Source organism: Sediminibacterium sp., from assembly GCF_019264485.1.
Taxonomy (GTDB): Bacteria; Bacteroidota; Bacteroidia; order Chitinophagales; family Chitinophagaceae; genus Sediminibacterium.
Genome location: NZ_JAHVAA010000011.1, coordinates 184,249 through 210,189, shown reverse-complemented (window position 1 = coordinate 210,189; position 25,941 = coordinate 184,249). Strand labels below are relative to the sequence as shown.

Genomic DNA, 25,941 nt, shown 5'->3' with positions numbered 1-25,941 from the left:
ATTTCGAAAAGCTTCACCAGCAGCCATCCTATTTAAAATAGCATACAATGCTATTCCTTATATCCAATACCAACCAAACAAAAAACTCTTTTACACTATTCCTGTTTGTCTGGATATAACTTTTTTTCCTTCCCACAGTAGTCACCAGTTCCGGATTCACCCCTCCTATTTTTAATTCATTTTCATCTACGAACTGTTTAAACTGATCTACAGGATAGGCTGCTTTTTTTGTTTTTTGCAATAAATAGGCTGCTGCTTTTTTATTTAGTGAATATCCATAAGTACAATACACGGTTTTAATATAAGGGGTACCAAATATAAAACGGGTTGCAAGTCTTTTGTGTGTGCTTCTGAATAGTTTCATATGTCCCTCCCAGGCGCCCCAAAAGAAAAGATCAAACGCTTGCCCCATCAGATTAAACTGATCTTTGAGTACCTCTATTGCTGTAAAACTGCTGTCTGATTCCAATACTAAAAACATACTCTCTGCAGGACGATCGGATGCTATAATTTTCCTCCATACTTTTCTATGGCTTAATAAACATCCAAGTTCTCCATTGCTTAACTGATGTCCTGTTCGACGAAGCGATAGTTGTCTGAGCTGATTCAGAAAAGGAACTTTCACATAATCTGGATATACCGCTTCCTCGTATTGCAAAGAAGGCATTTGTCTTTTGAGTGTATTAATATTTTCCACTCTGTCAGCTTCATGTATCGATCCTATAATATAGCCCGGTATATCATGCTTCATCTGGAAAAAAAGATTTTCTTGCTCTTATGGCTTCAAATGTAAAATAAGATTTGTGCTTCAGGCTAAATGGTGTAAAAAACTGGTCTTTTACATAAGCAGGGTATAAGATATAATGAGGCTTCCCCATTAACTGTGCAATATGTATCGGCATACTGTCTCCGCCTATTACCAGGTCCGATTCCCTGATCAGTTGTATCAATGCAGAAAAATCCTTGTAAACGATGGTATCACCATTTAGCTTATTACCTGTCTTTCCAAATAGGGCGACGTTGATAATGGATTCATTTTTTTGAAAAGCAGTTTTTACTTTATCAATAATATCATCACTGATCTTTCTCTTCGCCTGACGGGCATCAGGTAAAACCAGTACTTTCAATCCCTGTTGATTCAGGTCAAGTGAAATATTTTCAAGGGCATCCAGTGATGCCGAAAAAAAATCTGCATATCCACGGTATACATGCTGAGCAGAAATAATATGCCTGAATGAATGACCAGTGATCAAGCCAAGAAGCAGACTTCTTTTCTGCTGTTCCAAATAATAAGGTTCGGCAACCGGATGATGACGAATAAAATTTCGCAAACGATATATTTCCCGGAAGGACTGTGGATGGAAAAGATAGCGATCGGTAAAACAACCCATTAAATTATGGCGGATGCCAAAATCGAAAAATCTGATGCTAACATTGGGGGGAAGAGAGGGAGAAATGGCAAGGTATAAGGGTTCTAAATGCTTAGAAGCTACCAGTGTAATAGCAGCGCTAAGGGTATTCTTCGAGGCCAGGTGAACCGCAATAATAAAGTCTCCATAGGCCCTGAGCAAAAGAACTGTAATCGGATTTTCCATAAAAAGTAGCAAGAGGGGAAGAACGGTAGAATGTCGAATAATGAATAATTAATATCGAAGTTGATTATTCGATATTCCCCGAGGGGGTCTCCAGAGGAGTTCTATGAGCCTTCGGACTGAGATCAGACATCCTACATCAAAAAGATCCTTTCGGGAATTTTGAAGTTGGACATTCCCCGAAGGGGTCCTTTGGACGATATTGGATATTTGATATTCATTCCCTTTTACTTCATCCAATCAATACTATACAACAGAGAAACCCTAATCTGAAAATTTCTTTTATCTGATAAAGACGATGGACTTCCAAAATCGCCATCCAGTTTCAGCCATTTATAATTGATGGAACTGAGGTAGTCAATTGAACCAGCTACCTGTAATTGTTTAAACTTCCACTGACCATACAAAGAAGCAGAGATATCGGCCCAGAAAGCAGCTGTATTACCCAGCCCAATGGTACCATTAAAATAGTAGTAATAATAAAAATCGGTGTTACGCATTACTCTTTGCAACTGCATACCTATCTGTTTCTCTCCCGATACCCATGCAATATTCAATGTCTGGCTATTACTGCCCGGACCAATAGAAGCCCCCATTACCTGGCCAAAATTGGTATAACCATGACGAATACTCGAACTGGTGTACCAGCTATAGGAGTTCGGATTAGGTCCTCCAAATACATTGTTCGGGTCAAAAATCAATTTGGCTTTTGATAAACCAAGATGTGATAATTCGGCTGAGATACTGATAAAATCTCCGCGCTTGCGTGTGGGTACCATTTTTCTGAAACCAATGGTATAACCATAGGGCACAGAATCTTTAAACATCGCAAAAGGACTCATCATTTTGTCTGACCGGCCATATTCCGCATAAATTTCTGCATGATCTTTGGGCATCACATACCGGAAAAATAAAGAACCCAGCGTAGAAGCTTTCAAACCGGTATCCGCATACTTGTAAGACGCATATGCCATACCTACAGTAAAGTTCTCCATCCCTTTTGGACTGTAAGAAAAAACATAGCCTGTTATATTCCTGGTCTTTGTATCCGGGGCAGGTTCGTAACATTGCGGACAGCCCAATTGAGAAATACGATCAAATTCAGGGGGAGTAATACCCGAAGCATTTAATTTACCAAAAATTACCTGAGCCTCAAATACACCAATGGGGGTAGCAACAGGTCTGGTAGTAGTAAGGTTGGCATGCAAAAAACCCGGGGCATTATTACCCATGATCAGTGCATTGTAACGTGCCGGCCCCCACCATATATTTTCTGTAGATACACCCGCAGCAAAACCACCAAATTTGTAGCGTATGGCCGACTGACCCGCAAACACTTTACTCAGTTGCTGATTACCAAACTGAGAAGGCATATCGATGCGGTTGGCCAGCATGGCAAAATATTTACCCCAATAATTATTCAGTGTATTATCAGGCGGAGGAATCAGGTCCTTACCATCTGTATTGGAAGCATTCACCCATTCGGGTTGAAGCTTAAGCTGAAAATCTTTTGTTTCAAAGTTTACACCCGCCGTAAAACGCTGTTGAAAACCAATGGCAGGAAAAAGACTTTCATCATTATACCCATAAGGCAGGGCTGAATTGTGCTGAAGGGTAAACCCAATAACTGATTGCAGCCGAAAGCTGTCTTTTTTCTGCTGAAACAATGCTTCTGTAAACCGGGGTTGATATGGCTGTAACGTAAATGAACTTTTTATACTGGTATCTCCTGCCAATTGCAGCCTGCGATAATAATCATTCAGCTGTGTTTGCTGCAAAAGCCCCTGTTGTGCATAGATTATCGGTATAAATACCATACTCAATATCAGCAAAGCACAAATCCGTATATATTTTACCATAAATAAGTAGCCGTTAAAAATCCATAAAAATTAAACCGGTTATTGCCTTTTTCCCATGCATAGTTTTTGGTATTTACCGATTGTAACTCAGCACTCAGTATCATCTTTTTAAAACGGTGCTGGCCTGTGAAGCCGATTGCAAAATCATTCCATTTTATATCGCGCATACCAAAATTAGAGAACCCTCCAACAATTGCGGTAGGTCCATGATGTATTCCCTGAATCACCACACCTAATCTGGAAAAACCTTTCAGCCACTGCAGCCTGGCAGTATAAACATTATTTCCCCGGCCAACACCGGCACCAATATGTCTGCTCTGGTTGGTATAACCACCTTCATACCCATACCAGTCACCCGCTGTTCTTAATAAATAATTCACCGACTCCGACATCCTCGTCATTTCTGCAGAAATATCAAGCCAGGCTCCTTTGTTTAATTTTTTCAGTTTTCTAATGCCAAGTACGTAAGCAGTTGCATGTGGCGCATCTGTATTCCAGTCTCGTAAGTTTAGAAAATTATCTCCATACCCATATTCGGTGTAAACCTCTGTGTGAGATTCAGGAAATACCATCCTTGCAGAAAAAGAGGCCATTTGTTTATAAGAAATCCCTTTTCTTCCGGTGGGTGTTCCATATGGATAACTCTGTCTGAGTACACCAAATAATACTGGCATATATTTCTTAAAGAAGTTAAACCCAGCATAACTGCTATCAAGGTTAAAATTATAAGTATACCCCACCCTGTTTATAGAAAGGAATAATCCTTTCACCCATTTAGGATTATAAGTAAGCGTAACTGCACTCAAATAACGCCATGATTTTTTAGGATCGTAATTATTTGAATTCCCTCCCTCCGTAACCGGATCATAATAGGGACTTGTCAGATTCTTATTTTCCAGCAATACCGAAGTATCTTCTACCAGTTTGCCACCAATCAATTGAAATTCAAAATTACCTATAGGTGTTTTAATGGGTTTAGTCGTATTCAATGTCAGGTGCGCAAAACCGGGTGCATTATTACTCATCAATAATGAATTATGCAACCCCGGCCCCCACCACATATTCTCGGTCGACAAGCCAAACGAAAGTCCTGCTTTACTAACCCTTATAGAAGACTGCCCAAAAAACATTTTTTTGTATGCACCTCTGGTCGGTGCACCATAAGAACCGTTATAAGGAAAAGCTGGATTAACGGCATATACCAATTCGGGTTTCAGCTGTACATCAAACCATCCATAGGAGGCATAGGCACCCACAGACAACAATGTCTGTAATCCCCTGGCTTGTAAAAAGCCTGCCTGGTTCCAGGAATAGGGTCTGTCGCTGTTGAATTTGCTGTAGAAATGAAAAGGAAGTAATTCAAATTTTCCCTTCCCGTTCACCAAAGTCCTGCGGAAGGGCTGATAAATATTATTGGAATCAATCAGTCTGAAAATACTATCCGTATCCAATGATCGATTGGTAAAAAAAGGACGGGCCATCAAAGAATGTTCAACCCCTAATTTACCCTGTAACTGTAAAATTTTCAACTGGTCATCAAACCCTACCATTCCCACAGGCACCGTCTGCGCTCCCACAGAGATAGCGCATATCAGTCCAGCCAGCACTACTAACCATTTCTTTATAGTCATTACTTATTTATTTATAGCTATTAGGAAGAAGCAGGAAGAAATTCACCATTACATATTCCTCACTCAGCTAATACCTAATAGCTAACAGCTATCTCGCCTCAGGCGAGACTAACCCTTGTCTCGGATAGAAAATAAAAACAAATACTGCAAATATAAATATACCTGCAGCAGCTCCAATCAGCAGCAAAGTCAACATAGACTTTCTGTTATCTTTTAATGGATATTTTGAAACATCCAGCACCTGCATTACCGGAGTCTGGTTGGCAACCGCCATTCTGCTGGCTTCCAGGTTTTTTACCACTTCGGTATAAATGGCATAAGCCACCATCCTGTCGCGCTGCGATACTTCTGCCGGAACGGTATTTGTTTTAAATGCAGTATTCGCATCCAATACCTGCAGTGAGGCCGACTGGTAAGATTTTATATTAATCACCCGCTGAAGCGAATCCGCTTTAGCCTCCAAGCGTGCCACATTCGCAGAAGACACACTTGTTTTTACATTAATATAGAGTTTACGGGTTTCGTCAACCAGACGTTCAGAAAATAATTTTGAGAAAACCTGATCTGGCGATAAGGTTACTACTTTAATAATAGATCCTTTTTTGTTCAGTCGATCAGCCTGAACATGTTTCTTAATTAATTTTTCATACAAAACAAACAAAACACTGTCCTGTACTATACTATGTGATTTCCCTGGCACCAATGCTGCGAAAGAAATACCCGCTAGGGCAGTTTCTTTATTTTTCCATTTTACTTTTAATCCGGAGAAATCAAGATACCTGTCGGCCAATGTAGGAGATGCCGGCCCTTTGGTACTGTCAACTTTTGATAATAGAACCGTTTCTACTATGGATTGTGAAGTAAGAATATCAAGAATATTATCACCTGCCAGCATACCAGAGTTTCCACCCAGTCCGGCAATATCAAACCCAAACTGAGAAGCCAGTCCTGCAAGGCCGCTACTCATCCCGCTGCTTTTTTCGTCCAGTATAAATTTCACTTCACCGGTATACCCTGGTTTTTGTAAAAGGGCATAGCCCCCACCCAGTAAAGCACAGAGCACAATGATTGAAATTCCTTTAAAGAAATGCTGTTTCAGGAAATGAATCATTCTCCCCAATGCATCTAAAATATCTGAAGCTTTTATTGTTTCCATGGTAGTGGTGAATGGTCAATGGTGAATAGTCAATAGTGAGTGGTGAGTAGTTGTAAGTATACCTTACTTAAATATAATATTCCCCCAATCCCTGAATCTTGTTTCTTGTTTCCTGTCCCCTGTTTCTTATTCCTTATTTCTTATTCCTCTGTGCTTCTACTACTTGCTTGTATTCACCAACACAATCGCCAACCCCAGCAAAGAAGTCAACCCCGAAATCAATCCCACTGCTTCACCGGTTGATAATTTTTTCCGGTCTGATTTTGATGGTATATACAGTTCTGCTCCTGTTTTCAAACCCGGGTATGATCGGAAGAAGAGGAAATTCCTTGTTGTTTTTATCTCACCATTCGCATACACAACATATGCGTGTTTGCGCGAGGCATTCACGGCAAAACCACCCGACTCTCTCACCGCTTCTTTCAGTGTAATCCCTTCTCGGTATACAATCTGCTTGGGTAAATTCACCATTCCAAAAGTCTGGATGGTCTGGATAGATTTAGGGATTTTAATCACATCACCTTCTTCCAGAAATACATCATCAGCCCCGCCTTTATTGTTCAGCGCATCCGATAAACGTATACTCATGGGCTTTTGCTGTGCCGACAGGGTTTTTAACAGGGTACTGTCGCCACCTTCAATCGGTGTAATATTCTTACCACTCTGTTGATTAATCAACCGGGCCTTACTACCCAGCAAGGCAGCATCAGAAGATGTTACACCCACATAGGTATTCCTGATCAACACGGCACCTTCTGCAAAAGCAGAAGATTTCAATCCGCCTGAACGGGTTATGATATCCGACAATCTTTCATTTTTCGAAGAAAGGGTATAGGTACCCGGATAAAACACTTCGCCCTCAATACTCACCGTAATCTGTTCCTTGTATACGGGCAGTCGGCGAACAGCTATTATATCAAATGGTTTTAATTCAAATTGTAGGTCTTCTGTTTTATCTAAGCTGATTTCTTTTATTACTGCATACGATACCGTATCGCTCTCCGTTCCGCTGGCAGATAAACGTCGCGATATTTCTATTTTCTGTTTGGCGGCACCTTCCCTGTATCCATTTGACAATAATACCAGATCCTGTACCCGCATATGTTCAAAATAGGCATAAGTACCTGGCTTATTCACCTCCCCATTTATATCAACCGTATATTTTTCCCGCAGATCGGTGGCCCTGAAAATATGAACCGAGTCTTCTCTTTGAAGTGCAAGGTTAAATTTACCCTGTACCACATCAGTAACACTAAAAGGAACCAGAGAAGGCGTAAGATCCGATTTCAGTCTGCGAAGTATCCCCCTTTCCAGGTAGGCATCTTCTCTTAAACGGGCCAGTTTTATCAGTTCATTCAAATCTCTGGCTTGCTGAAGACCATACGCACCGGTATGATTAATGGCTCCGGTAATCCAAACACGATTGGCGTATAAAGAGGGTAATGAATCAACGGTAATTGTATCACCCGAAAACAGTTTGAACTGCTTAAGTTCAGCAGCAGGTACTGTAAAAATTTCCCGTTGGGTAATACCTAATCTGGCCACACGCACCCTTTCTTTAAAAGCCACATCTGCAAAACCACCTGCATACTCAATCAGGTCAGCAGCCGATTCGCCCGCTTTCAGATCGAATATGGCTGGTTTTTTCAAAGCACCTTTGAGCGCCACACGGGTAGTATAAGTTCCTACACGAATTACATCATCATCCTGCAATAACCTATTCTTACTCAGATCGCCTTTCAATAGAAAATCATAGAGATCAAATTCGGTCACTACTTTACCACCCCGCAATAATTCTATTTTTCTGAACGAACCTATATCATTCGGACCACCAGATGCGTACAAAGCATTCATCAGCGTGGCTAATGCAGAAATAGTATAAGTACCCGGTCTACGCACTTCACCCAATAATGTAACCTGAATGCTGCGAATCTGACCTACCGATACCTGAACAGCCACGGCCCCCGTAGCTATACCGGGATAAATTTTGGTCAGTGCTTTTTTAATCAACAGCCGTGCATCATCCACCGATTTACCTGCTACTTTTATCGGGCCCAGGTTCGGAAATCTTATATCGCCTTCTGTGGTTACTTTCAATTTTTTAGTTACATCCGAAACCCCATACACATCAATTACTAACTGATCATTCACACCAATAATATATTGTGAAGGGGTGGCGATAGATAGGTTGGGCTCAAAACTCAGGTCAACATTATCAAAAATTTCGGCCCCAAAAACCGACAAGACCCCGCTGGAGTCTTTTGAACGAATAGAAGGGCCCTTGGTTAGTACCTTATTCCTGAGTACATAACTATCTGTTTTGTTACTATAGGCAATTTGTCCGCCTGTAACCGAGGGGTCAAGCAGGGCAATTCTTTTCTTCAGCAATAGAATCTGGTCGCTCCCCAGTCCGGCTTCTTTGGCTTTGGCTTCGAGTTCCGCTTCACTCAAGCCCATCAGGTTATACTTCGTAGCCAGTTGAATCAATTGCTCATCAGAAAGGCTCTCTATATTAACCGGCAGACCCTGTCCGCAGACAGTTATCACCTGAAAGCAAACAAAAACCACTGCAATCAATCCTCTTAAAATCATTTTCATACAAATCCTTAAGTATCAAATATCAGAAATCTAAATTTAATGCCCAAAACAAGGGGGGAGGAAAACAGAAGAACAGCAGAATGTCCAATATCCAATATCGAAGTTGGACATTAGATATTCCCCATAGGGGTCTCCAAAGGAGTTCTATGAATCTTCGGACATTATTCCCTCCCTTTGCCCCGGCCTTAGAAAAAAGCGTTAAGAAATTTACGTAGTGAAGCGTTAAGCAATGGATGATGCTTGGCCTTACTCAAATACTAAAGCACAGTTTCGTTCAGTCATTAACAAAAAGTTTGGCTTTAGACTTCTCGAAGAGTCCTTTGGACATCCATTGTAGCGTAACGTAGAAAATTTTAGCTTTTTTTCTGAAGCCTTGACTTTTTTTGTTACTTTTTTGTGTCAAGACAAAAAAGTAAACGGAGGGCTAGTAACTACTAGTAACCCCATTCAAGAAAAGCTTCTCTTTATAATCACTGAGTAGCATTATCAAAAAGATCCTTCGTCGTGAACTCGATCTAAGATCGAGACACTCCTCTCCATAGGAGTCCTTTGGACAGGATGACATGCTGGGAGGATCAAAAACCGTGTTGGCAAAGCCAACACATTTCAAATCCGACATCTGAGATCAGACATCTTCCATCTATTCATACTCCGTTTTCCCTTTTTGAAAAGTAAAAGGAAGTTCCTTTACTTTTTCTATAAGTAATTCATTACTCACAGAAAAAAGATTACTGATCTTTTGTTTCTCCGTAATCGGAGTATACACTCTTCTCGCCATGGCATCACATTCAAATTTAGCATCGGCCGTTGTCATCTGTACCGGAGGTGTCTTCTGCGACCAGGCAGAAGGTCCACGCAGGTAACCAACGATATCCATTTCCCGGGCTACCCGGCAGAAACGGATGGCATCCACTACTATACCGCCGCTGTTCGGACTATCCTGCACCGATAAACGGGCCGTGAGTTCGTACCTGGCGCCGGCAAAACCATAAGCTACGAGGTCTATATTACATACTTTATTGTCGGTACCCATATAGTCCCCACCCGGACGCTGCACTACCGTCAATGACGGACCTGCAAACATGGTCATCCCTTCCAATCCTTTACCCCGCACAATAGATTGACCACTTAGTACATTCTCTTTCGATACATGTTTACTATGCAGCCTGGCTTTTTCGGCCATATTAAGGAAATCGGTATTGGCTGAGCGGCCATTGATGATATGTTCCTGCCCCTGGGTAGTACCGGCAGCCATATTCATCTGGATATGCTGTGTAACTACCAGACCGGCATCCATCATACTACCCTGTAATACTTCAGAGAGACGGCTGGCGCCGTAGCTGGAACGCATATCACTACCAACAATGGTTACTTTATTTTTAATAGCCATCAGTTCCAGTGCCGTGGCATCTTCTGTTGAGATAAATGTGGGCATACAGTTAATCACATGTACCCCCGCATCAATAGCATGGGTGATATACCATTTAGAAGCTTCTTCTGCCCCCACGGGCATATAGTTAAGAAGGATGTCAACCTTATGCTTTTTCAACAATTCTTTATACTCCTCAGCACTGATTATATGAGCCTTGGTATCTTCCTGGAAAGTGATGTCTCCATGGTATCTAAGCATATGTGGCGCAATACCATCCAGTGTAGGACCACGAAAAGTTCTGGCATTGGTTTCAATACACTGAAACTTAGAAGCTGGGTCAATCACCCGCATATTACAGTTTGGCAGTACATAGAGTGCTTCCTGTAAAAAAGTATCTACTTTACGAGTATCAATATCAAATCCGAGTACAAACTCAATATCTTCCGTTTTATACCCTCCTATCTCCGGGTACATCAATCCAATCATATTCTCCGGATTCCTCAAATAAAACTCAACTCCCTGCACCAGTGCAGAAGCACAAGACCCAATACCAGCAATGGCAACCCTTATTTTTGTAGACATGTGTGTGTAGTAGTTAAAAAGATTGCGAAGTTAAGGGAAAGTCGGAAAGACCGGGAATCCGAAAGATAAACGCTTCGCAGCCCTGTTGATTAAAACTTGATTAGAATCAAGCCTCGAGTGCTAGCCGGACAAATCCCGACTACGTCCGGAGAGCGGTTGCGAAGAAGGGGCTTGTCCGCCTTTAGAGGGCATAAAGTAAATAGCGTTATTTATTAGTAGTAGCACTCCTGTGTAATCATTATTTTTAACCACTGAGTTACACAGAGTGAGGCACGGTCCAAAGGTTCATAGAACTCCTTTGGAGACTCCTACGGAGAGTTGCACAGAGGTAAGCAAAAAAATAAAGGACATATGCCTTCCACTACCCATTCAAATCCGACATCTGAGATCCGACATCCTACATCAAAAAGATCCTTTGTCTTGCCCTCCATCACCTTCCGGCCTTAGAAAAAAAGCGTTAAGAAATTTACGTAATGAAGCGTAAAGCAATGGATGATGTTTGGCTTTAACTAAAGCTGAAGCACAGCTTCGTTAAATCAATGAGCAAAAGTCCGGCTTTAGACTTCATCCATTGTAGCGCAATGAAGCAAATTTCAGCTTTTTTTCGACAGCCTTGACTTTTTTTGTTACTTTTTTGTGTCAAGACAAAAAGTAAAGGGAGAGTTATGTTATAGTAGTAAACCTCACATAAAAATCACTTTTAAAACCCACGGAGTTGCACAGAGGTAAGCAAAAAAATAAAGAACATATGCCTTCCACTACCCATTCAAATCCGACATCTGAGATCCGACATCTTACATCAAAAAGATCCTTTGTCGTGAACTCGATCTGCGATCGAGACACTCCCTCAGGATGACGCGCGGGAGATGATCAAAAAAACGTGTTGGCAAGGCCAACACATCCAATCTTTCGGTCTTTCCGACCCCGGACTTTCCTCCTATCCCACTTTCATCGTCACCACATTCGCATCCTTGCTCTCTTCATTCTTTTTATCCAGTTCTGCAAATACAGAGTTATTACTCACAAATTCGGGGACGAGTTGTTTCATTTTAGCTACCATATCCATGGTATTAACCCTTTGTTTGGCGAGGCGTATGAGTTCAGCAAATTCATGCTGAATGGCATCGATGGCGTTGGTTCTAACTTTGGCGATCAGTATTTTTTCGTGATAGGTAGGGAGAGTGTTTTCAGAGTCCATGAGGAGTTCTTCATAGAGTTTTTCACCCTGACGTAAGCCGGTGTATTTGATGTCGATGTCGATACCTGGTACATAGCCGTACAGACGTATCATTTTTTTGGCGAGGTCAACGATGGGAACGGGTTTACCCATGTCGAAAACGAATATTTCACCACCGCTGCCCATGCTGCCTGCTTCGAGTACGAGTTGACAGGCTTCGGGTATGGTCATAAAAAAACGGGTGATATTGGGGTGGGTAACCGTAACCGGACCACCTTTTTCAATTTGTTCCTTAAAACGTATTATAACCGATCCGTTCGATCCCAGTACATTGCCAAAACGGGTGGTGATAAATTTGGTGAATTTATCTTTATCGTTGGAATGGGTGGCAGAAGAATGACAAAGCGATTGTACATAACATTCAGCTAATCTTTTGGAAGCCCCCATTACATTGGTCGGGTTCACTGCTTTATCGGTAGAAACCATTACAAATCGCTCTACATGGTACTTAACAGATAAATCAGAAATGATCTTGGTACCCATTACATTGGTGAGAATAGCTTCTGATGGACAAAGTTCCATCATCGGTACATGTTTATAGGCAGCCGCATGATATACATAATGGGGTTCGTACATGGCGAACATCTCTCCCATTCTGTCTTCATTGGTTACATCACCTAAATAGGGTATGCAGGCTGTTTGGGTATTAATTTCCTGTAGTTCCAGCTCCAATTGGTGCAAAGGTGTTTCTGCCTGGTCGCAAAGAATAATGGTATGAGGCTGAAAACGCAATAACTGACGAACAATTTCACTACCAATAGAACCCGCAGCTCCAGTTACCAATACACGTTTACCTTTTACCTGGTTGGCAATTTCTTCATTGTTAATCCTGATCGGCTCACGCTCCAGCAGGTTTTCAATCTTAATGGTTTGCAGTTGGCGGGCAGAGAACTCACCATTTATCCATTTATCAAGCGGTGGTACATTCAATACCTTAATATCATGATCCAGACAAAAATCTACGAGTTCGTTCTTTTTAGCAGGGGCAATCGTAAAAGCTGCCAGGATAATTTCATCAATCTTTTGGCCCATTGTTAAAGTCTGCAAATCCAGCGTATGATGAATTTTTACGCCGTCTACCACTTTACCTACTTTTCGCATGTCATCATCTACAAAAGCCACCACACTCACATTCGAAGTAGCATCATGCTCCAATACCCTTTTGGTGGCAAAACCTGCTTCTCCGGCGCCATAAATGATTACCGTTTTACGATCCATTTTATAGTTACGGAGATAAGCGAATACATATTTTACAATAACCCGGTAAGAAATAAGAAAGAGAAAACTAAAAAGACTATAAATGATCAGGGTTACTGTTGGAAAATTTAATGCCCCACCACCAGTATTCGTAGATACAAGGCCTATAAAGAACAAAACCGATGTAGTCATCAGGATAGCATAGCATATGCGCAATGCGTCTTGTATACCAGTATAACGAATGATGCCTGCGTACGTTCGAAAATTGATAAAGACAATTGAATTAATGAGCACCAAAATCAAAACATTTCCACTCAGAATTTGCCAGTCCATGGCTTCCACCGATAAATTATACCTTACAAGATGTGCAAATACCATTGTGAACGCACATATGGCAGAATCAATCAAAAAAATAATCCAGCGAGGAACTATATTTATTTTATTAAACATATAACAAATCTATATACAACTTTATAGTTTACAGGCTATCATCTTAAAGATATTACTTTTACAATCAAATACCTATATTCCATTTTATTAAATATAATATGTTGGATTTTCCTGCCTTTACAAGTATCCACTTTACTGTCTAAATCAACAGCTATTGATGAGCTCCTGATCTGCCTCCTGCAAAAATATCATTTCAAACCCGTTTCTACTGCATCACCAGGCCGTCGTTTTTTATTTTATAAGCGATATATGGCTCTATTCGTAGTTACTATGAATTTATCAGTATAATTCACTATTGATTGCATACCTATTGAATTTTATACAAATAGATATCCCATGCAGAGTCTGCATCTGAAAATTTCTTCAAAAAAAGAAAATCGGGGTTCAGCGCTTCATTGAGTCTTACTGCAGATAATATGTACTTTCCATTTAATTGTTTAATCATCTTAATATCGAAATCCAAATGAGGTAATTCAATTGAATTATTTTTAAGGTTCATATACCCAATATCGCTTGCTGTATATAAGTATGCTCTTGAACCCCAATTCTCAAAATAACTATTTACAGAAGCATTCTTAGAAATTTCATTCTTGATGATGCGTCTGAATATTTCTTTGTACTTAAGTTCGTAAAGAGATGCATATCCATCGATGGTATAGAATCCATTATACTGTGAAATACTAGGATGTATTCCCAAACTAAGAACTCGATACGACTCCTTATGGTCACCTATAAATTCGGAGATTTCAGAAAACTGCTTAGTAGCAAAAAAAGTTTTAAATGATGGATCCCGTTCAATTTTCAAATACCCCGATTTAATACTTAAAGAGGTAACAACAAGTTCATGTCGTGAAATATTAAAGATCAACTGAAGAAATACAGCTGTTAAAGCGAAATGTATTCCAAATTTGTACTTTCTAGTAAGATAAGCAAGGCTTATTGCAAATAATATCATCCATAATAATGGATATATCCAGGCAATACGTTCTAAGTTAACAGGCAGTTTTTGAAATAAAAAATTAGTAACAGTAGTAAGAAAAACAGAATCCAACAATGAACTTACAAGAAGAGTAATAATAATAAAGAGAAGTACATTTTTAAACATTCTTGACATCTCTTTGTATTTCCACATTACAAAACAGGAAATAATGATCGATGTTAAAACGATTTGATTGGAATAATACAGTCCGTATACAAAATTTGCTATCGATTTATACAATGTAATTTTTTCACGTACAAATTCTGTTCTATGTGAAATATAGTTTCCATCAATTAAGAATGCCCAAAACAGCCTGTAGTGTGATATGATATATAAGCTTATAAGTACTAAAATTCCTAAACAAAAAGTTACTGGGATTCTTCTTTTTTTGACAAAATAATCGATTAGTATAATTAAAAGCAGGCCTATAAAAAAAAATCCAGATGTTATTAAGGAAGAATAAAATGGATAACAGGCAATTATGAACCAATTACTAAATCTCTTTTCGCCGTTAAGCAAATTAAGAAAAGCAAAAAGTAATATTGGAAGTCCCGGTACACATAATCCTCCAAATGGCCAATGTGGCAATAAAGCAAAAGAAACAGCCACTCCATATTGAACGAGCAGATATCTTTCTCCAGGAATTATATACTTTTTAAGTAACAATAACATGCCGAAAAAAGCTATATAGCTGAGTAAAAATCTTTCGAATATGTATGCGTTTACCGGACCAAAAATCCAAAACCACAGATAAGTAAAATTAAATTCACTGGGAAATGATACCCGGGTAATTCCACTCATAAAAGGTGGAATGCTAACATTATTAGCTGCAAAAACTGTTTTGGTATCAAGGATTATCTTGTACCAAACAAAAATTGAATCTAGATTATCATTGATCGTAACTGACGCATTTTCTCCGAGACTCAGATATGGCAGGCAAAATAGAGTGACTAAAAGTAGACTAAGCCATATCAGGCTTTTCTCAGTCAGAAACAGCTTAGGAACATCTTTTTTATTTGTCAGCATTTATATAATGTTCTCCTCTTTTTTTGCTACACAAATTAAACTCCCTCCGAACGGCAATCTAAGACCCATCCGGATTAAAACTTCATCCAAATAAATAAAGAACTGTAAAATTCCATTTATCATTTTCCCTGATATAAATTCTTCAGTACCCTTAATTTCCTTTGATTTTTTGAATTTCGTCAAACTCCGAGAGACAAGCATAATGGGAAATAAGAAAAAAATAAAACTGCCTAAATACTCAACCTTAAAACCTGCTTCTTTTACTTTTTCAAGTAACTCCATCATTTCATACCGTCTTTTATGAAAGGCAATATCATCAAATTGAGACCACAGGTACATATATTGAGGCACTGTGATATATAAATAACCTCCCGGTCGTAATGACTGAAAGAGATTATGTAAAACTTTTTTATCTTCTTCAATATGCTCTAATACATCAAATACTCCGATTGCATCGTAATTGTTAGCATCAATAAACTTACTGGCGTCTGCTTGAATGAGTTCGACACCTTTTAGTCTAATTTTTGCATTTTTTAACCCTTGTATATAAATATCTGATCCAAGTAATTCATAGTTTGTACTCTTCCTCAAACTGTTTAATACTATACCGTTACCACATCCAATTTCCAGAAATCTTTGTTTGCGAGAGAATCCAGAAAATTTTCTGATCATGTATAAGATTATTCTATTTCTCCCCCGGAACCAGAAATTTGTTTGCTCAGTACTATGCAAGATATCAAATGCCTCTGGGGAGAATCCATTGTTACTAAAAGCCACTTCTGGATTATAACATTTAAATCCTTCAATAATTGTATAATCATTCATTCTTTGAAAAGTCGCTAATTGTTTGTACTACTCGTTCTATATCTGCTTTTGTCAATTCCAAATAAAGGGGTAATCGAAGAAGGGTGTCAGAATAATAATCACTTTGCGGCAATTCTCTGCCATCATGTTTTTCAAGAAAGAACGGACTTTTATGTAAACTCAAATAATGAAATATCGCATTAATGTTATTTTTAGCTAAATATTCAATAAGGTTCTTTCGTTTATCGTTTGTAATACAATCAAGATAAAAAATATGCGCATTATTATCTGAATATCCGGGAATTTCAGAAATCTTGAATATACTATTCAATTTTTTCTCAGTGAATAAAGAATTGTATAAAGTCCAGATATCTTTCCTTTTTTGCTGAATTACATCTATCATTTCTAACTGAGCAAAGAGAAAAGCTGCAGTTATTTCTGATGGAAGGAAAGAACTGCCAATATCAACCCATCTGTATTTATCAATTTCCCCCCGGAAAAAAGAACAGCGGTTTGTTCCTTTTTCCCATATAATTTCAGATCGCTCGGCAAATGAAGGGTCGTTAATAATTAGAGCACCCCCTTCCCCACAACTTATATTTTTTGTTTCGTGAAAAGAAAATGCACCTAAATGACCAATACCACCAAGTGGCTTCCGTGTTCCATCTGAAAAATGATAAAAACTGTCAATCGCCTGTGCAGCGTCTTCAACAACGAATAAGTTGTTTGCTACTGCTATAGACATGATTTTTTCCATATCACATGCCACACCCGCATAATGTACAACTACAATTGCTTTAGTTTTTTCAGTTATCAATGATGTTATCAATGACGCATCCATATTTGGATGACCTGGTTGAGAATCAACAAAAACAATTTTTGCTCCCCTCAGCAAAAAGGCATTTGCAGTTGAAACAAAAGTAAATGAGGGCATTATTATTTCATCGCCCGGCTTAACTCCAATCAATATTGCAGCCATTTCAAGAGCCGCTGTACATGAATTGGTAAGAAGACATTTATAAAAACCGTATTTCTGTTCTAATAAAGTCTGACATTTCTTTGTATAAAAACCACCCCCTGAAATTTTTGCATTGGAAATAGCTTGCTGAATATATTTATACTCATTACCTGTTAAGTATACTTTATTAAAGGCGATATGCTGATTATCCATTAAAAAAGGTTATCGTACTAATTTTGGGAAAATAAATTACTTATCTAGTATAGCAAGGCCAATCCCAGACTTACCATATCCGTTTCCGTTATAAAGCATATATAAAGATTTATTCCTGAAAAAAACAAAAGGATAACAAATCATATCGTTATCCCAACCATTCGCTGAAACATCAATTCCTACTTTATCATACTCACATTTCCATTCAATCCCATCTGGACTTGTAGCATAGCCTATTCTGTACTTACTGTTTAGTTTACCCCGATAGGAAAACCACATATCATAACCGTCTTCATGCTGAATTACGGAAGGTCTGGAAAAAGCCTGAGAATGTCCGATAATATGAGGTACTGACTTCTCCATTTTCTTCCAGGTAATTGTATCTCGCGACTCAGCATATTTGATGACATGAAGCATTTCTTCTGTTTCACTATTCCAATAAACGGTTGAGCCATACCACATCTGGTATACTTCATGGTTATAATGAATCCATGGATATGATAAACTTATGGGATCTGCCGGATCAATATCTATAAATGGCTGATCCGGATCTACGGTTAAAGTATTTAATGTATCATCAACTGCTAAACGGCCTATTTTACCCATCCAGTGTTCATTCGGGGGTATATGCCATCCCATAAAATTGATATACTTCTTACCGTTCACTTCAAAGGAATTCCCAAGACTGATGCCATGAGAATAAAAACTATCCTCACCACCATGAACAACTACTGGTATTACGTGATCCTTTACTAGAATCATCCGTTCAAAATCATAATCAAAATATGACACGGAAGAACGATTATCAGCATCCCGGCCTGAATAAAATATCCTGTAAACATTTTCCGTAAGGGGTAAAGCCAAAGGATTAGCAGCATGCGTCTGTAGTTTCGGATGCACACCAGAGTTTTCAAAAATTCGGCCAACCTTTTTCCATTTCATTGGTCAAATTTTAATTTTCGAACTCATTTTAGGCATTACAGTTCCTTTAGCTGACAAACACACATCTTCCGGATCCGTATTTTGAAGAACGACTGCTCCGGCTGCTATAAGTGTCTTATCTGAAATAATGATACTATCCCGCAAAGTTGAGTTAACTCCCAAAAAACAATAATTACCTATTTCAGTAAACCCCGAAACAACAACATGTGAACTTATAAAATTATGATCTCCGATCTTTACATCATGACCAATATGGTTACCGGACCAAAAAACATTATTTGAACCAATACTCACAAATGGCTGGATTGTATTATCCTCTAATATCATATTATTATCGCCCATAGTTTCAGTGGTCAGAATAGTAGCTTTTGAGCTGATATAGTTGACTAATTGATAGCCCATTTCTTTTGTTCTATTGTATAGCAAAGCGCGAGTCTGGTTCATTTTACTGTAACCAACTGCAACAAATGCGGAAAATTCATTAGGAGGAAAATCAGTTATGATAGACGAAAATGTGTATACAGGAAGATTAAAGAACGACTCCATTGTTTTATACTCCGGATCTACCACGAAAGCAACTGGTTCATATATACTATCATTTTGAAAATAATAGGCTGCTAGCTTCGCATTGTTTGAAAGACCTATGATAATAATTCTCTTTTTCATGACTTTTCGCTCTTAAATTGTTTTAGTTAGCATTAGAAAGAAATACAATCATGGATCAAGTAGTTTTGCTTAGTATTTCAGTACTGAAGCTTTCAGACTATCAAAGATTCCGGGTATGTTGTACCTGAACAATCATTCTCTTACTACTCATTTTCTATAAAGTTAAACATTCTATTACTCGCTTTTGGAAGGGCCGATGAAAATCCGTTTTGGGTGAACTACAGACTATCCATTTTAGTCAGTTCAATAACTAAAAAATTTATAACAGCGATTTCCATTAAACCTCAAAACGTTGGCTTCCTGACTTAAGGAAAAATGAAATTAATGAAAGGGGTTTTTAGCTGAACTAAATTGCCTACTATCTTACGTATTTAGACTATATAAATCCAGGAACACAGTCTGCTTTTCCGGTGAAGGGACTACTTACTTTTTCCGCTGCTATAATCAGTGCTCAACGTTGATTGTTTCATCTATTAAATACATTGGCCGTCCTTTGGCTTGTTCGAATATTCGTCCTATGTATATGCCACAAACGCCTACGCATGAAATAATAATACCGCCAATAAATAGAATCAGTACAAATATACTTGTCCACCCTGCTTGAAACGGTGTATACAAATAGCTTATAATGAGAGTAATACCTGCTATAAAGGATAAGGATGAGAGCAGGAATCCAAAATATGTCATCAAATTAAGCAACTTAACTGAATGAGAAGTAATCCCATCAATTCCATGTTGTATCAGTTTCTTTACACTATAGGAACTTCTTCCGCTATGTCTTTCTGCATGTTCAATTTCAATAAAACTGTGACGGAACCCCAGCCATTTAATAATCATCAAATACTGACGGCGATAATCCCCAACTTCCAAATAAGCATTAACAACTTTTCTGGATATAAGCGAATATCCTCCAACCAGATCTGTTCCTTTAGCAAAAACATCGCTGACCAGGTAATTATAAATTTTGTAGAACAAACGAGTAAACAGATTTTTAATCAACCCAAATCGTCTTTTCTTTCGCCTGGTATAAACCACATCAAATCCTTCTTTATGTCTTTTTACCAGATCTGCAATATATATAGGATCATCCTGCAAATCACAATCAAGCACGACTACACAGTTACCGGTAGCGATTTTAAGGCCAGCGGTTATTGCACAATGCTGTCCAAAATTTCTACTAAGTCTGACCCCTTTAATACGAGAATCTTTATAACAATTACTTTTTATCTTCTTCCAACTTTGGTCACTACTCCCATCCTCGACTAATACAATTTCATATTTTTCCGATATTCTTTGAACAGAATCAGAAATACGACTAACGAGTTCGTCAACTATTGCGTCAGCCATGTAAACAGGACTTATAATAGATATATCACACATTATATACTATGCTGTAAATTTTTATAAGATCAATTTGAGAACTATAAAATATTCAACTAAGTTCCTGCAACAAAAAAATCACGACCACCATCTCCAATATTAAACATCATATCAAGAATAGTAACTTCATGCATGAATGGTGGGTATAACTGATTATATGTTTGATATCCTTCGTAATTAAAATAGTGAACATTAATACCATTAGTTGAAAACTGAACTTCATCAAGATACGATTTAGCTGCGGGTCCGGTAAAATAATCTGTCGCATTAAGCTGCGTACATATATTAACCAGCTTCGTAGTTTTATCTCCTTCAAAAGTTAATGTATTTGATGATACTATTTCAGTATTTATGTTGTAGTAGCTGCAGATTCGCTTGATAAAATGACAATTAACTTCACTTAAATTAGTGGCAGGTACACTCAGATACCACTCCTCTATTAAACTCTTTACTTCTTTATAATGTAAAGCCTTAGAATAGAAATGCTTCAGCGTTTTTAGATGATCAAGCGGCCAGTTTGTATTACTTATTTGTGTTTCACTAATTTTTTGATGAAATTTACCCTTTACCTCTACTGGTATTGTTAGCCATTTTAAACCATCAGGTGATTTTATCAGGTTACGATTACGCCAGTCTCTACGGGTATATTGTGCATCATCGTAAACAACAAAAACATCAACATCAGCTATATTTTTAAAATATCCTTTCCAGGGTATATAATTCGATTGTGTAATACAGACTTTTTTCATAAAATAAAGCCGATGCTTAGTGCTTTACACCTTTGCGTAAAAAAACAGCAAACAAAGTGAGAAAAATAATCTTGCTATCGAAAAAGAGAGACTTGTTTGTAAGATAATATTTCTCTAGATTAACTTTTTCCTCCAGAGATATCTCATCTCTGCCGTTTATTTGTGCCCAGCCTGTAATACCCGGCTTAAGGTTTTCTATTCCGGCTTTTTTCCTTAATTCCATTAAATCAGTCTGATTATACAGTGCAGGTCTTGGGCCAACAAATACCATTTCCCCTTTAATTATATTAATTAAGTTTGGCAGTTCGTCTAAACTTAATTTCCGAAGAAATGTTCCGCTTTTAAGTAAAAAAAATTCAGGGTTGGTTAGTAAGTGAGTAGCAACGTTAGGTGTTTCTTTTTTCATAGACCTGAATTTATAAATCTGGAAAAAAGTATACCCCTTTCCTATTCTTTTCTGTTTAAAAAAAACAGGTCCCCCGTCTTCTAAATAAATCCATATACTAACTATCACAAAAACTGGCGATGTGAGTATAAACAATAAAACGGCTATAATTCTACTGTACATACAATAAAATAATAATTGCGATTGTTGAACGCATCACGAGGTTTGAACAATTGTAGCTCTTTCTGTACTTTCCCATTTAGCCTTCTGTGTACCTGAAACAGCTTTAAAAAAGCCAACTAACAACGCCAGATTAAGGTTACAAAAATAAAAGGGGATATAAACTATAAACGGTAGTTTCATAAATAATGATAACCCCCAGCCTAATAAAGCAATTGAATAGAAAGCCAATTGAGAATAAAAAATAAACTCATACAGAGGGCTTTCAATCAGTTGATAGTTTATATATACAAGAATAATCAGTAAAAAAGGGATTGCCCATCGTATAATTCTGTGTGAGCAATATATAAAAGATCGAATACCCAATAAAGGGTTCAACAATTTCAATAAGTGAATAATCGCTATATAGTGTCCGGCACCATCTCTTACATGACGCTTGAATTCTGACTCCATTGACGGAGCTACATCTTCATATCCAATTGCAGTATCATCATATATACTTCTATGACCATTTGCAACAATTTTCATGGATAAGGTAAAGTCGTCATTAATCGTATTCTTAGGAAATGGTGTAAATAACTTTCTACGTATGGCATAGATAGCACCATTTGCTCCGGCTATATATCCAATATTACTTTCCAGTTTTTTTAGAGTTGTCTCATAACGCCAATAGAAACTTTCCCCAACTCCACTTACTACCTGACCTGGATTTCTATAAATCAAGCGTCCGCATACACATCCAACACAAGTTCTGGCAAAGTTTGATACCAATTTTTTTATTGAATCATTTGCATACTCAGTATTAGCATCAGAAAAAACAACGATATCTCCCTTCAAAGATTTTATAGCAGCATTTAATATCCCAGATTTACCTGTTCGTGGAAATTCGAGTAAATGAACATTATGATATTGTTTAGCCAGTTTTTTTACTATGTCGTTAGTTTGATCAGTAGATCCGTCGGAGGCTATATAGATATTATATTTATCGATGGGATAATCTAAGGAAATGGCATTTAGTATTTTTGCTTCAATTATTTTCCCTTCATTATACGCCGCAATTAAAAGATCAACTGTAGGCCATTCACTTATCGCAATTTCAGAAATTGTTTGATTTTTTCTGATATAAGGCAGCAACTTATTTAAAAGGACTAATACTAACGGATATCCGAAGTATGCGTAAACAACAAAAAATACTAGTAACCAGAAAAACAACTGCATCTTAAATAAAACTTACTGGTAAAGTGATTAATGACAGAACCTCATTAAAAGAAGAAAGAATAACAACTTGTTATTCCTTTCTTCTTTTATCTTACTAAGCCGATATTTCATATATACAAATACTAACTAACTTCTTTTGATACTTTCTTGAAAAGGTATTTATATATTTTGAAAAATCCTTTTATATTCTTTTTAAATTCCTGCGGCTCTTTAATTCCCTGAATAACTTTCTTGTAAATAAAACTAGGTCTTAGATAAAACTTCTTCCTCGCGTAGTCACAAAAATCAAGACATTGCTGGAAAGTTAATCCCTTATCGTTATTAAGGATCGTCATATTATGCATGCCTGATGGTGTAATCCAGTCACGGAATCCTTGTTTTTTGAGGTAACCTGTCTCTTCTGCCCATTTGTAGGCAGCTGTACCTGGGTAAACCTGTAATGGGAAGAACTGTGCAGTATCGAAATTTTTCTTTGTAAGGGCCCACTCAAGCGTTGCATTCAGTGTTTCCATTGTATCACCGGGATTTCCAGCCATGAAACATGCATGTATCTTGATACCAGCTCTATTGGCTGAATCTACATAATCATCTACATTCGACTGCTTGATACCCTTCTTTACATTGTTCAAAACTTCCTGAGACACAGATTCAAACCCTGTTACAATTAATCGGCAACCAGCTTTACGCATCAACACCAGGGTCTCATAATCCAGATTAGCTCTCGCCTCACATGTCCACAGCAATTTATTGTTGTTTTTTATCAACTCCCTTGCTACCTCTCTTGCATGCTCCTTATCCATTGTAAATGTATCATCATCAATAAGGACTTCTTTCACAGCAGGAAGATTTTGCGTTATCCACAAAAATTCATCTGCAATATTTTTGGGAGATCTGGCCCTGAACTTTCCAAACATTGTTTGAGGATACAGGCAATAAGAACACTTAGCATTACATCCCCGGCTTGTGAAAATTGAGATCATCGGGAATCGAACGTGCGCATAAAAATAATTCTCAATAGTAAGATGTTTGGCATATATCTCCGCACCGAATGGGATAATATCGAGATCTTCAATATACGGACGATCTGGATTAAAATATACACTTTGATTATGCTTATAGGTGATCCCTAATATGCCTGTCCAGTCCTTACCTTCCTTTAAACATTCAAGTAATTCAACAATGGTAAGATCATATTCTCTTCTTGCGATCAAATCTATGAAGTCATTATCAAGCACAATCTGATCGGCCATAGAACTTGCATGTGTTCCTACCAAAACGACGAGTGATGAAGGCAGACTTTCTTTTACTGCTTTTGCAAACTCCAGATCTGCATCAATACTTGGTGTACTGGTTCCAATAACAACTATACGTGGATTTGCATTTTTTGCCAGAGCTACACTATCATTAAATGAAATTTTATCTGCTATCGAGTCAACCAGTTTGCAGTTAAATCCCTTTTTTTCAGCATAACCACAGGCATACGCCAACCAGGCTGGATAATACAAGGTCCCGCTTTTTGTAACAGCCGGACTTCGTGATTCTCGTGAAAAACCATCCAAAAATGGCCCGTTAATAAATAAGGCATCCATGAACATAATATAAGGAATTTATTATATGAAGTGCAAATATAATGCTATTCTAAATACTAAAAAAGATTATCCTATGATTTATAAATGATAAAATCGTAATAATCAGTTATTTGTCTGAGCATTGCATCGCTTGTAAAAGTATGGATAAATTTGGCATATGCATTTTCAATCATCCGCTGTCTCTCGCTTGCATTATTGTAGATCCATTTAATGTTTTCTGCTAGTTTTTTTGTGTCTTTAGCTGGGAAAAGCATACCTGTTTGTTCATTAGTAATTAAATCCGGCACACCTCCTACCGCTGCAGCCACGGTAACCACTTTAAGCGCAAAAGCTTCTATGATGGTAATGGGTAAAACTTCGTTTAGCGAAGGCAGTACAAATACATCCATCTGGTAAAAAAAAGGGACAACATTTTCTTGAAAACCAAGGAATTTCACCCTGTCACCCAGCTGTTTTGACAAAACTTCATTTTCCAATTCCGAACGGAGCGGGCCTTCGCCTATTATTTTGCATTCGAAATCAATTTCATGCAGTTGTGTCAACGCTTCAATAAGATAAATCACACCTTTCTCAACTGACAACCGGCCGATATATCCAATTTGAAATTTTTGACCGGGTTGCTTTAACACATTGCCAGCATCAGCATATTCACTTGCGTTGATGCCATTGTATATAACCCTGATATGATCAGGATCGATACGAGCTGTTTCTATAAAATGCTGTTTATTCTTTTCAGAATTAACAATTATGCCGTTGCTGAGTTTATATATGAGAAAATATAAAAAAGGATAAATAAGCTTTTGTACTTTTCCCAGCCCTTCATGAATAATCGCATTATGCAATGCACAACATATTTTTTTTCGATAAAAGATATTGATAACAGCGATTAGAAAACTGCAATTGGTAAGGTGTGTATTTACGATATCAATCTCTTTCCTCTTCAGCAATTTAGCTATAGTTCTTATTCCCTGCAGGGATTTGTATTTTACCGGTACGGTTATAATATCTTCTTTACGAAGTATTATGGCAAGTGGTCCTTCAGGCAATACAACTGTTACAGTATGGCCTTCATTTACCAACTGCTTCGCAATTGTAGCAAAAACTTTTTGTGCACCCCCGATTTTTGAACAACCAATTGCAAGTAAAATATTCTTCCTTTTCATCGATACTCCCGAATT

At 38.0% G+C, this 25,941-nt stretch carries 19 protein-coding genes; all 19 read right to left on the bottom strand.

What is annotated here, in order from left to right:
* Positions 1–28: 28 nt before the first annotated feature.
* The 19 genes from KXJ59_RS07115 to KXJ59_RS07025 all read right to left on the bottom strand — a co-directional run bounded on the left by KXJ59_RS07115 (position 29) and on the right by KXJ59_RS07025 (position 25,926).
* On the bottom strand, positions 29–751 hold the full coding sequence (locus tag KXJ59_RS07115) for a glycosyltransferase family 25 protein (RefSeq protein ID WP_295202536.1): 723 nt from the start codon (positions 749–751) through the stop codon (positions 29–31).
* Entirely contained in the window at positions 741–1,595 is an 855-nt protein-coding gene (locus KXJ59_RS07110; RefSeq protein ID WP_295202533.1) for a hypothetical protein, read from the bottom strand. The genes KXJ59_RS07115 and KXJ59_RS07110 overlap by 11 nt, the downstream gene beginning before the upstream one ends.
* Before the next feature lie 224 nt (positions 1,596–1,819).
* Complete coding sequence (locus tag KXJ59_RS07105; protein WP_295202531.1) at positions 1,820–3,451, bottom strand: hypothetical protein; 1,632 nt, start codon at positions 3,449–3,451, stop codon at positions 1,820–1,822.
* On the bottom strand, positions 3,445–5,082 hold the full coding sequence (locus KXJ59_RS07100; RefSeq protein WP_295202528.1) for a capsule assembly Wzi family protein: 1,638 nt from the start codon (positions 5,080–5,082) through the stop codon (positions 3,445–3,447). The genes KXJ59_RS07105 and KXJ59_RS07100 overlap by 7 nt, the downstream gene beginning before the upstream one ends.
* Positions 5,083–5,170: 88 nt before the next feature.
* Positions 5,171–6,238 carry a hypothetical protein gene (locus KXJ59_RS07095; RefSeq protein ID WP_295202526.1) on the bottom strand — a complete coding sequence of 356 codons (1,068 nt, stop codon included), beginning with the start codon at positions 6,236–6,238 and terminating at the stop codon, positions 5,171–5,173.
* Positions 6,239–6,397: 159 nt separating this feature from the next.
* Positions 6,398–8,836, bottom strand: coding sequence for a polysaccharide biosynthesis/export family protein (locus KXJ59_RS07090; protein ID WP_295202525.1), 2,439 nt, complete (start codon positions 8,834–8,836; stop codon positions 6,398–6,400).
* 640 nt (positions 8,837–9,476) lie between these two features.
* On the bottom strand, positions 9,477–10,790 hold the full coding sequence (locus tag KXJ59_RS07085; RefSeq protein WP_295202522.1) for a hypothetical protein: 1,314 nt from the start codon (positions 10,788–10,790) through the stop codon (positions 9,477–9,479).
* A 937-nt stretch (positions 10,791–11,727) separates the two neighbouring features.
* Positions 11,728–13,674, bottom strand: coding sequence for a nucleoside-diphosphate sugar epimerase/dehydratase (locus KXJ59_RS07080; protein ID WP_295202520.1), 1,947 nt, complete (start codon positions 13,672–13,674; stop codon positions 11,728–11,730).
* Positions 13,675–13,981: 307 nt separating this feature from the next.
* Positions 13,982–15,679 carry a DUF6044 family protein gene (locus KXJ59_RS07075; RefSeq protein ID WP_295202517.1) on the bottom strand — a complete coding sequence of 566 codons (1,698 nt, stop codon included), beginning with the start codon at positions 15,677–15,679 and terminating at the stop codon, positions 13,982–13,984.
* Positions 15,680–16,351, bottom strand: coding sequence for a class I SAM-dependent methyltransferase (locus KXJ59_RS07070; RefSeq protein WP_295202514.1), 672 nt, complete (start codon positions 16,349–16,351; stop codon positions 15,680–15,682).
* Positions 16,352–16,496: 145 nt separating this feature from the next.
* Positions 16,497–17,654: a dTDP-4-amino-4,6-dideoxygalactose transaminase gene (gene rffA / locus KXJ59_RS07065; RefSeq protein WP_295202512.1), complete on the bottom strand. Its 1,158-nt coding sequence runs from the start codon at positions 17,652–17,654 to the stop codon at positions 16,497–16,499.
* A 36-nt stretch (positions 17,655–17,690) separates the two neighbouring features.
* Positions 17,691–18,596 carry a hypothetical protein gene (locus tag KXJ59_RS07060; protein ID WP_295202510.1) on the bottom strand — a complete coding sequence of 302 codons (906 nt, stop codon included), beginning with the start codon at positions 18,594–18,596 and terminating at the stop codon, positions 17,691–17,693.
* A gap of 3 nt (positions 18,597–18,599) precedes the next feature.
* On the bottom strand, positions 18,600–19,262 hold the full coding sequence (locus KXJ59_RS07055) for an acetyltransferase (RefSeq protein ID WP_295202507.1): 663 nt from the start codon (positions 19,260–19,262) through the stop codon (positions 18,600–18,602).
* 444 nt (positions 19,263–19,706) lie between these two features.
* Positions 19,707–20,642 (bottom strand): glycosyltransferase family 2 protein, encoded by a 936-nt coding sequence (locus KXJ59_RS07050; RefSeq protein WP_295202505.1) that lies wholly within the window; start codon positions 20,640–20,642, stop codon positions 19,707–19,709.
* 56 nt (positions 20,643–20,698) lie between these two features.
* A complete protein-coding gene (locus KXJ59_RS07045; RefSeq protein WP_295202503.1) occupies positions 20,699–21,391 on the bottom strand; it encodes a WbqC family protein in 693 nt (230 codons plus the stop codon).
* Positions 21,392–21,407: 16 nt separating this feature from the next.
* The gene (locus KXJ59_RS07040) at positions 21,408–21,959 is read right to left on the bottom strand and encodes a sugar transferase (protein WP_295202501.1); all 552 of its coding nucleotides are present in this window, start codon (positions 21,957–21,959) and stop codon (positions 21,408–21,410) included.
* A gap of 33 nt (positions 21,960–21,992) precedes the next feature.
* Complete coding sequence (locus KXJ59_RS07035; protein WP_295202498.1) at positions 21,993–23,174, bottom strand: glycosyltransferase family 2 protein; 1,182 nt, start codon at positions 23,172–23,174, stop codon at positions 21,993–21,995.
* Positions 23,175–23,296: 122 nt separating this feature from the next.
* Positions 23,297–24,763 carry a radical SAM protein gene (locus tag KXJ59_RS07030; RefSeq protein WP_295202496.1) on the bottom strand — a complete coding sequence of 489 codons (1,467 nt, stop codon included), beginning with the start codon at positions 24,761–24,763 and terminating at the stop codon, positions 23,297–23,299.
* A 71-nt stretch (positions 24,764–24,834) separates the two neighbouring features.
* Positions 24,835–25,926 carry a glycosyltransferase family 4 protein gene (locus KXJ59_RS07025; protein ID WP_295202494.1) on the bottom strand — a complete coding sequence of 364 codons (1,092 nt, stop codon included), beginning with the start codon at positions 25,924–25,926 and terminating at the stop codon, positions 24,835–24,837.
* Between the last annotated feature and the right edge of the window lie 15 nt (positions 25,927–25,941).

What these genes read in the sequence shown, in the direction of transcription:
- KXJ59_RS07115 (WP_295202536.1), bottom strand. Translation starts at nt 751, where the DNA reads ATGAAGCATGATATACCGGGCTATATTATAGGATCGATACATGAAGCT.
- KXJ59_RS07110 (WP_295202533.1), bottom strand. Translation starts at nt 1,595, where the DNA reads ATGGAAAATCCGATTACAGTTCTTTTGCTCAGGGCCTATGGAGACTTT.
- KXJ59_RS07105 (WP_295202531.1), bottom strand. Translation starts at nt 3,451, where the DNA reads ATGGTAAAATATATACGGATTTGTGCTTTGCTGATATTGAGTATGGTA.
- KXJ59_RS07100 (WP_295202528.1), bottom strand. Translation starts at nt 5,082, where the DNA reads ATGACTATAAAGAAATGGTTAGTAGTGCTGGCTGGACTGATATGCGCT.
- KXJ59_RS07095 (WP_295202526.1), bottom strand. Translation starts at nt 6,238, where the DNA reads ATGGAAACAATAAAAGCTTCAGATATTTTAGATGCATTGGGGAGAATG.
- KXJ59_RS07090 (WP_295202525.1), bottom strand. Translation starts at nt 8,836, where the DNA reads ATGAAAATGATTTTAAGAGGATTGATTGCAGTGGTTTTTGTTTGCTTT.
- KXJ59_RS07085 (WP_295202522.1), bottom strand. Translation starts at nt 10,790, where the DNA reads ATGTCTACAAAAATAAGGGTTGCCATTGCTGGTATTGGGTCTTGTGCT.
- KXJ59_RS07080 (WP_295202520.1), bottom strand. Translation starts at nt 13,674, where the DNA reads ATGTTTAATAAAATAAATATAGTTCCTCGCTGGATTATTTTTTTGATT.
- KXJ59_RS07075 (WP_295202517.1), bottom strand. Translation starts at nt 15,679, where the DNA reads ATGCTGACAAATAAAAAAGATGTTCCTAAGCTGTTTCTGACTGAGAAA.
- KXJ59_RS07070 (WP_295202514.1), bottom strand. Translation starts at nt 16,351, where the DNA reads ATGATCAGAAAATTTTCTGGATTCTCTCGCAAACAAAGATTTCTGGAA.
- rffA (WP_295202512.1), bottom strand. Translation starts at nt 17,654, where the DNA reads ATGGATAATCAGCATATCGCCTTTAATAAAGTATACTTAACAGGTAAT.
- KXJ59_RS07060 (WP_295202510.1), bottom strand. Translation starts at nt 18,596, where the DNA reads ATGAAATGGAAAAAGGTTGGCCGAATTTTTGAAAACTCTGGTGTGCAT.
- KXJ59_RS07055 (WP_295202507.1), bottom strand. Translation starts at nt 19,262, where the DNA reads ATGAAAAAGAGAATTATTATCATAGGTCTTTCAAACAATGCGAAGCTA.
- KXJ59_RS07050 (WP_295202505.1), bottom strand. Translation starts at nt 20,642, where the DNA reads ATGTGTGATATATCTATTATAAGTCCTGTTTACATGGCTGACGCAATA.
- KXJ59_RS07045 (WP_295202503.1), bottom strand. Translation starts at nt 21,391, where the DNA reads ATGAAAAAAGTCTGTATTACACAATCGAATTATATACCCTGGAAAGGA.
- KXJ59_RS07040 (WP_295202501.1), bottom strand. Translation starts at nt 21,959, where the DNA reads ATGTACAGTAGAATTATAGCCGTTTTATTGTTTATACTCACATCGCCA.
- KXJ59_RS07035 (WP_295202498.1), bottom strand. Translation starts at nt 23,174, where the DNA reads ATGCAGTTGTTTTTCTGGTTACTAGTATTTTTTGTTGTTTACGCATAC.
- KXJ59_RS07030 (WP_295202496.1), bottom strand. Translation starts at nt 24,763, where the DNA reads ATGGATGCCTTATTTATTAACGGGCCATTTTTGGATGGTTTTTCACGA.
- KXJ59_RS07025 (WP_295202494.1), bottom strand. Translation starts at nt 25,926, where the DNA reads ATGAAAAGGAAGAATATTTTACTTGCAATTGGTTGTTCAAAAATCGGG.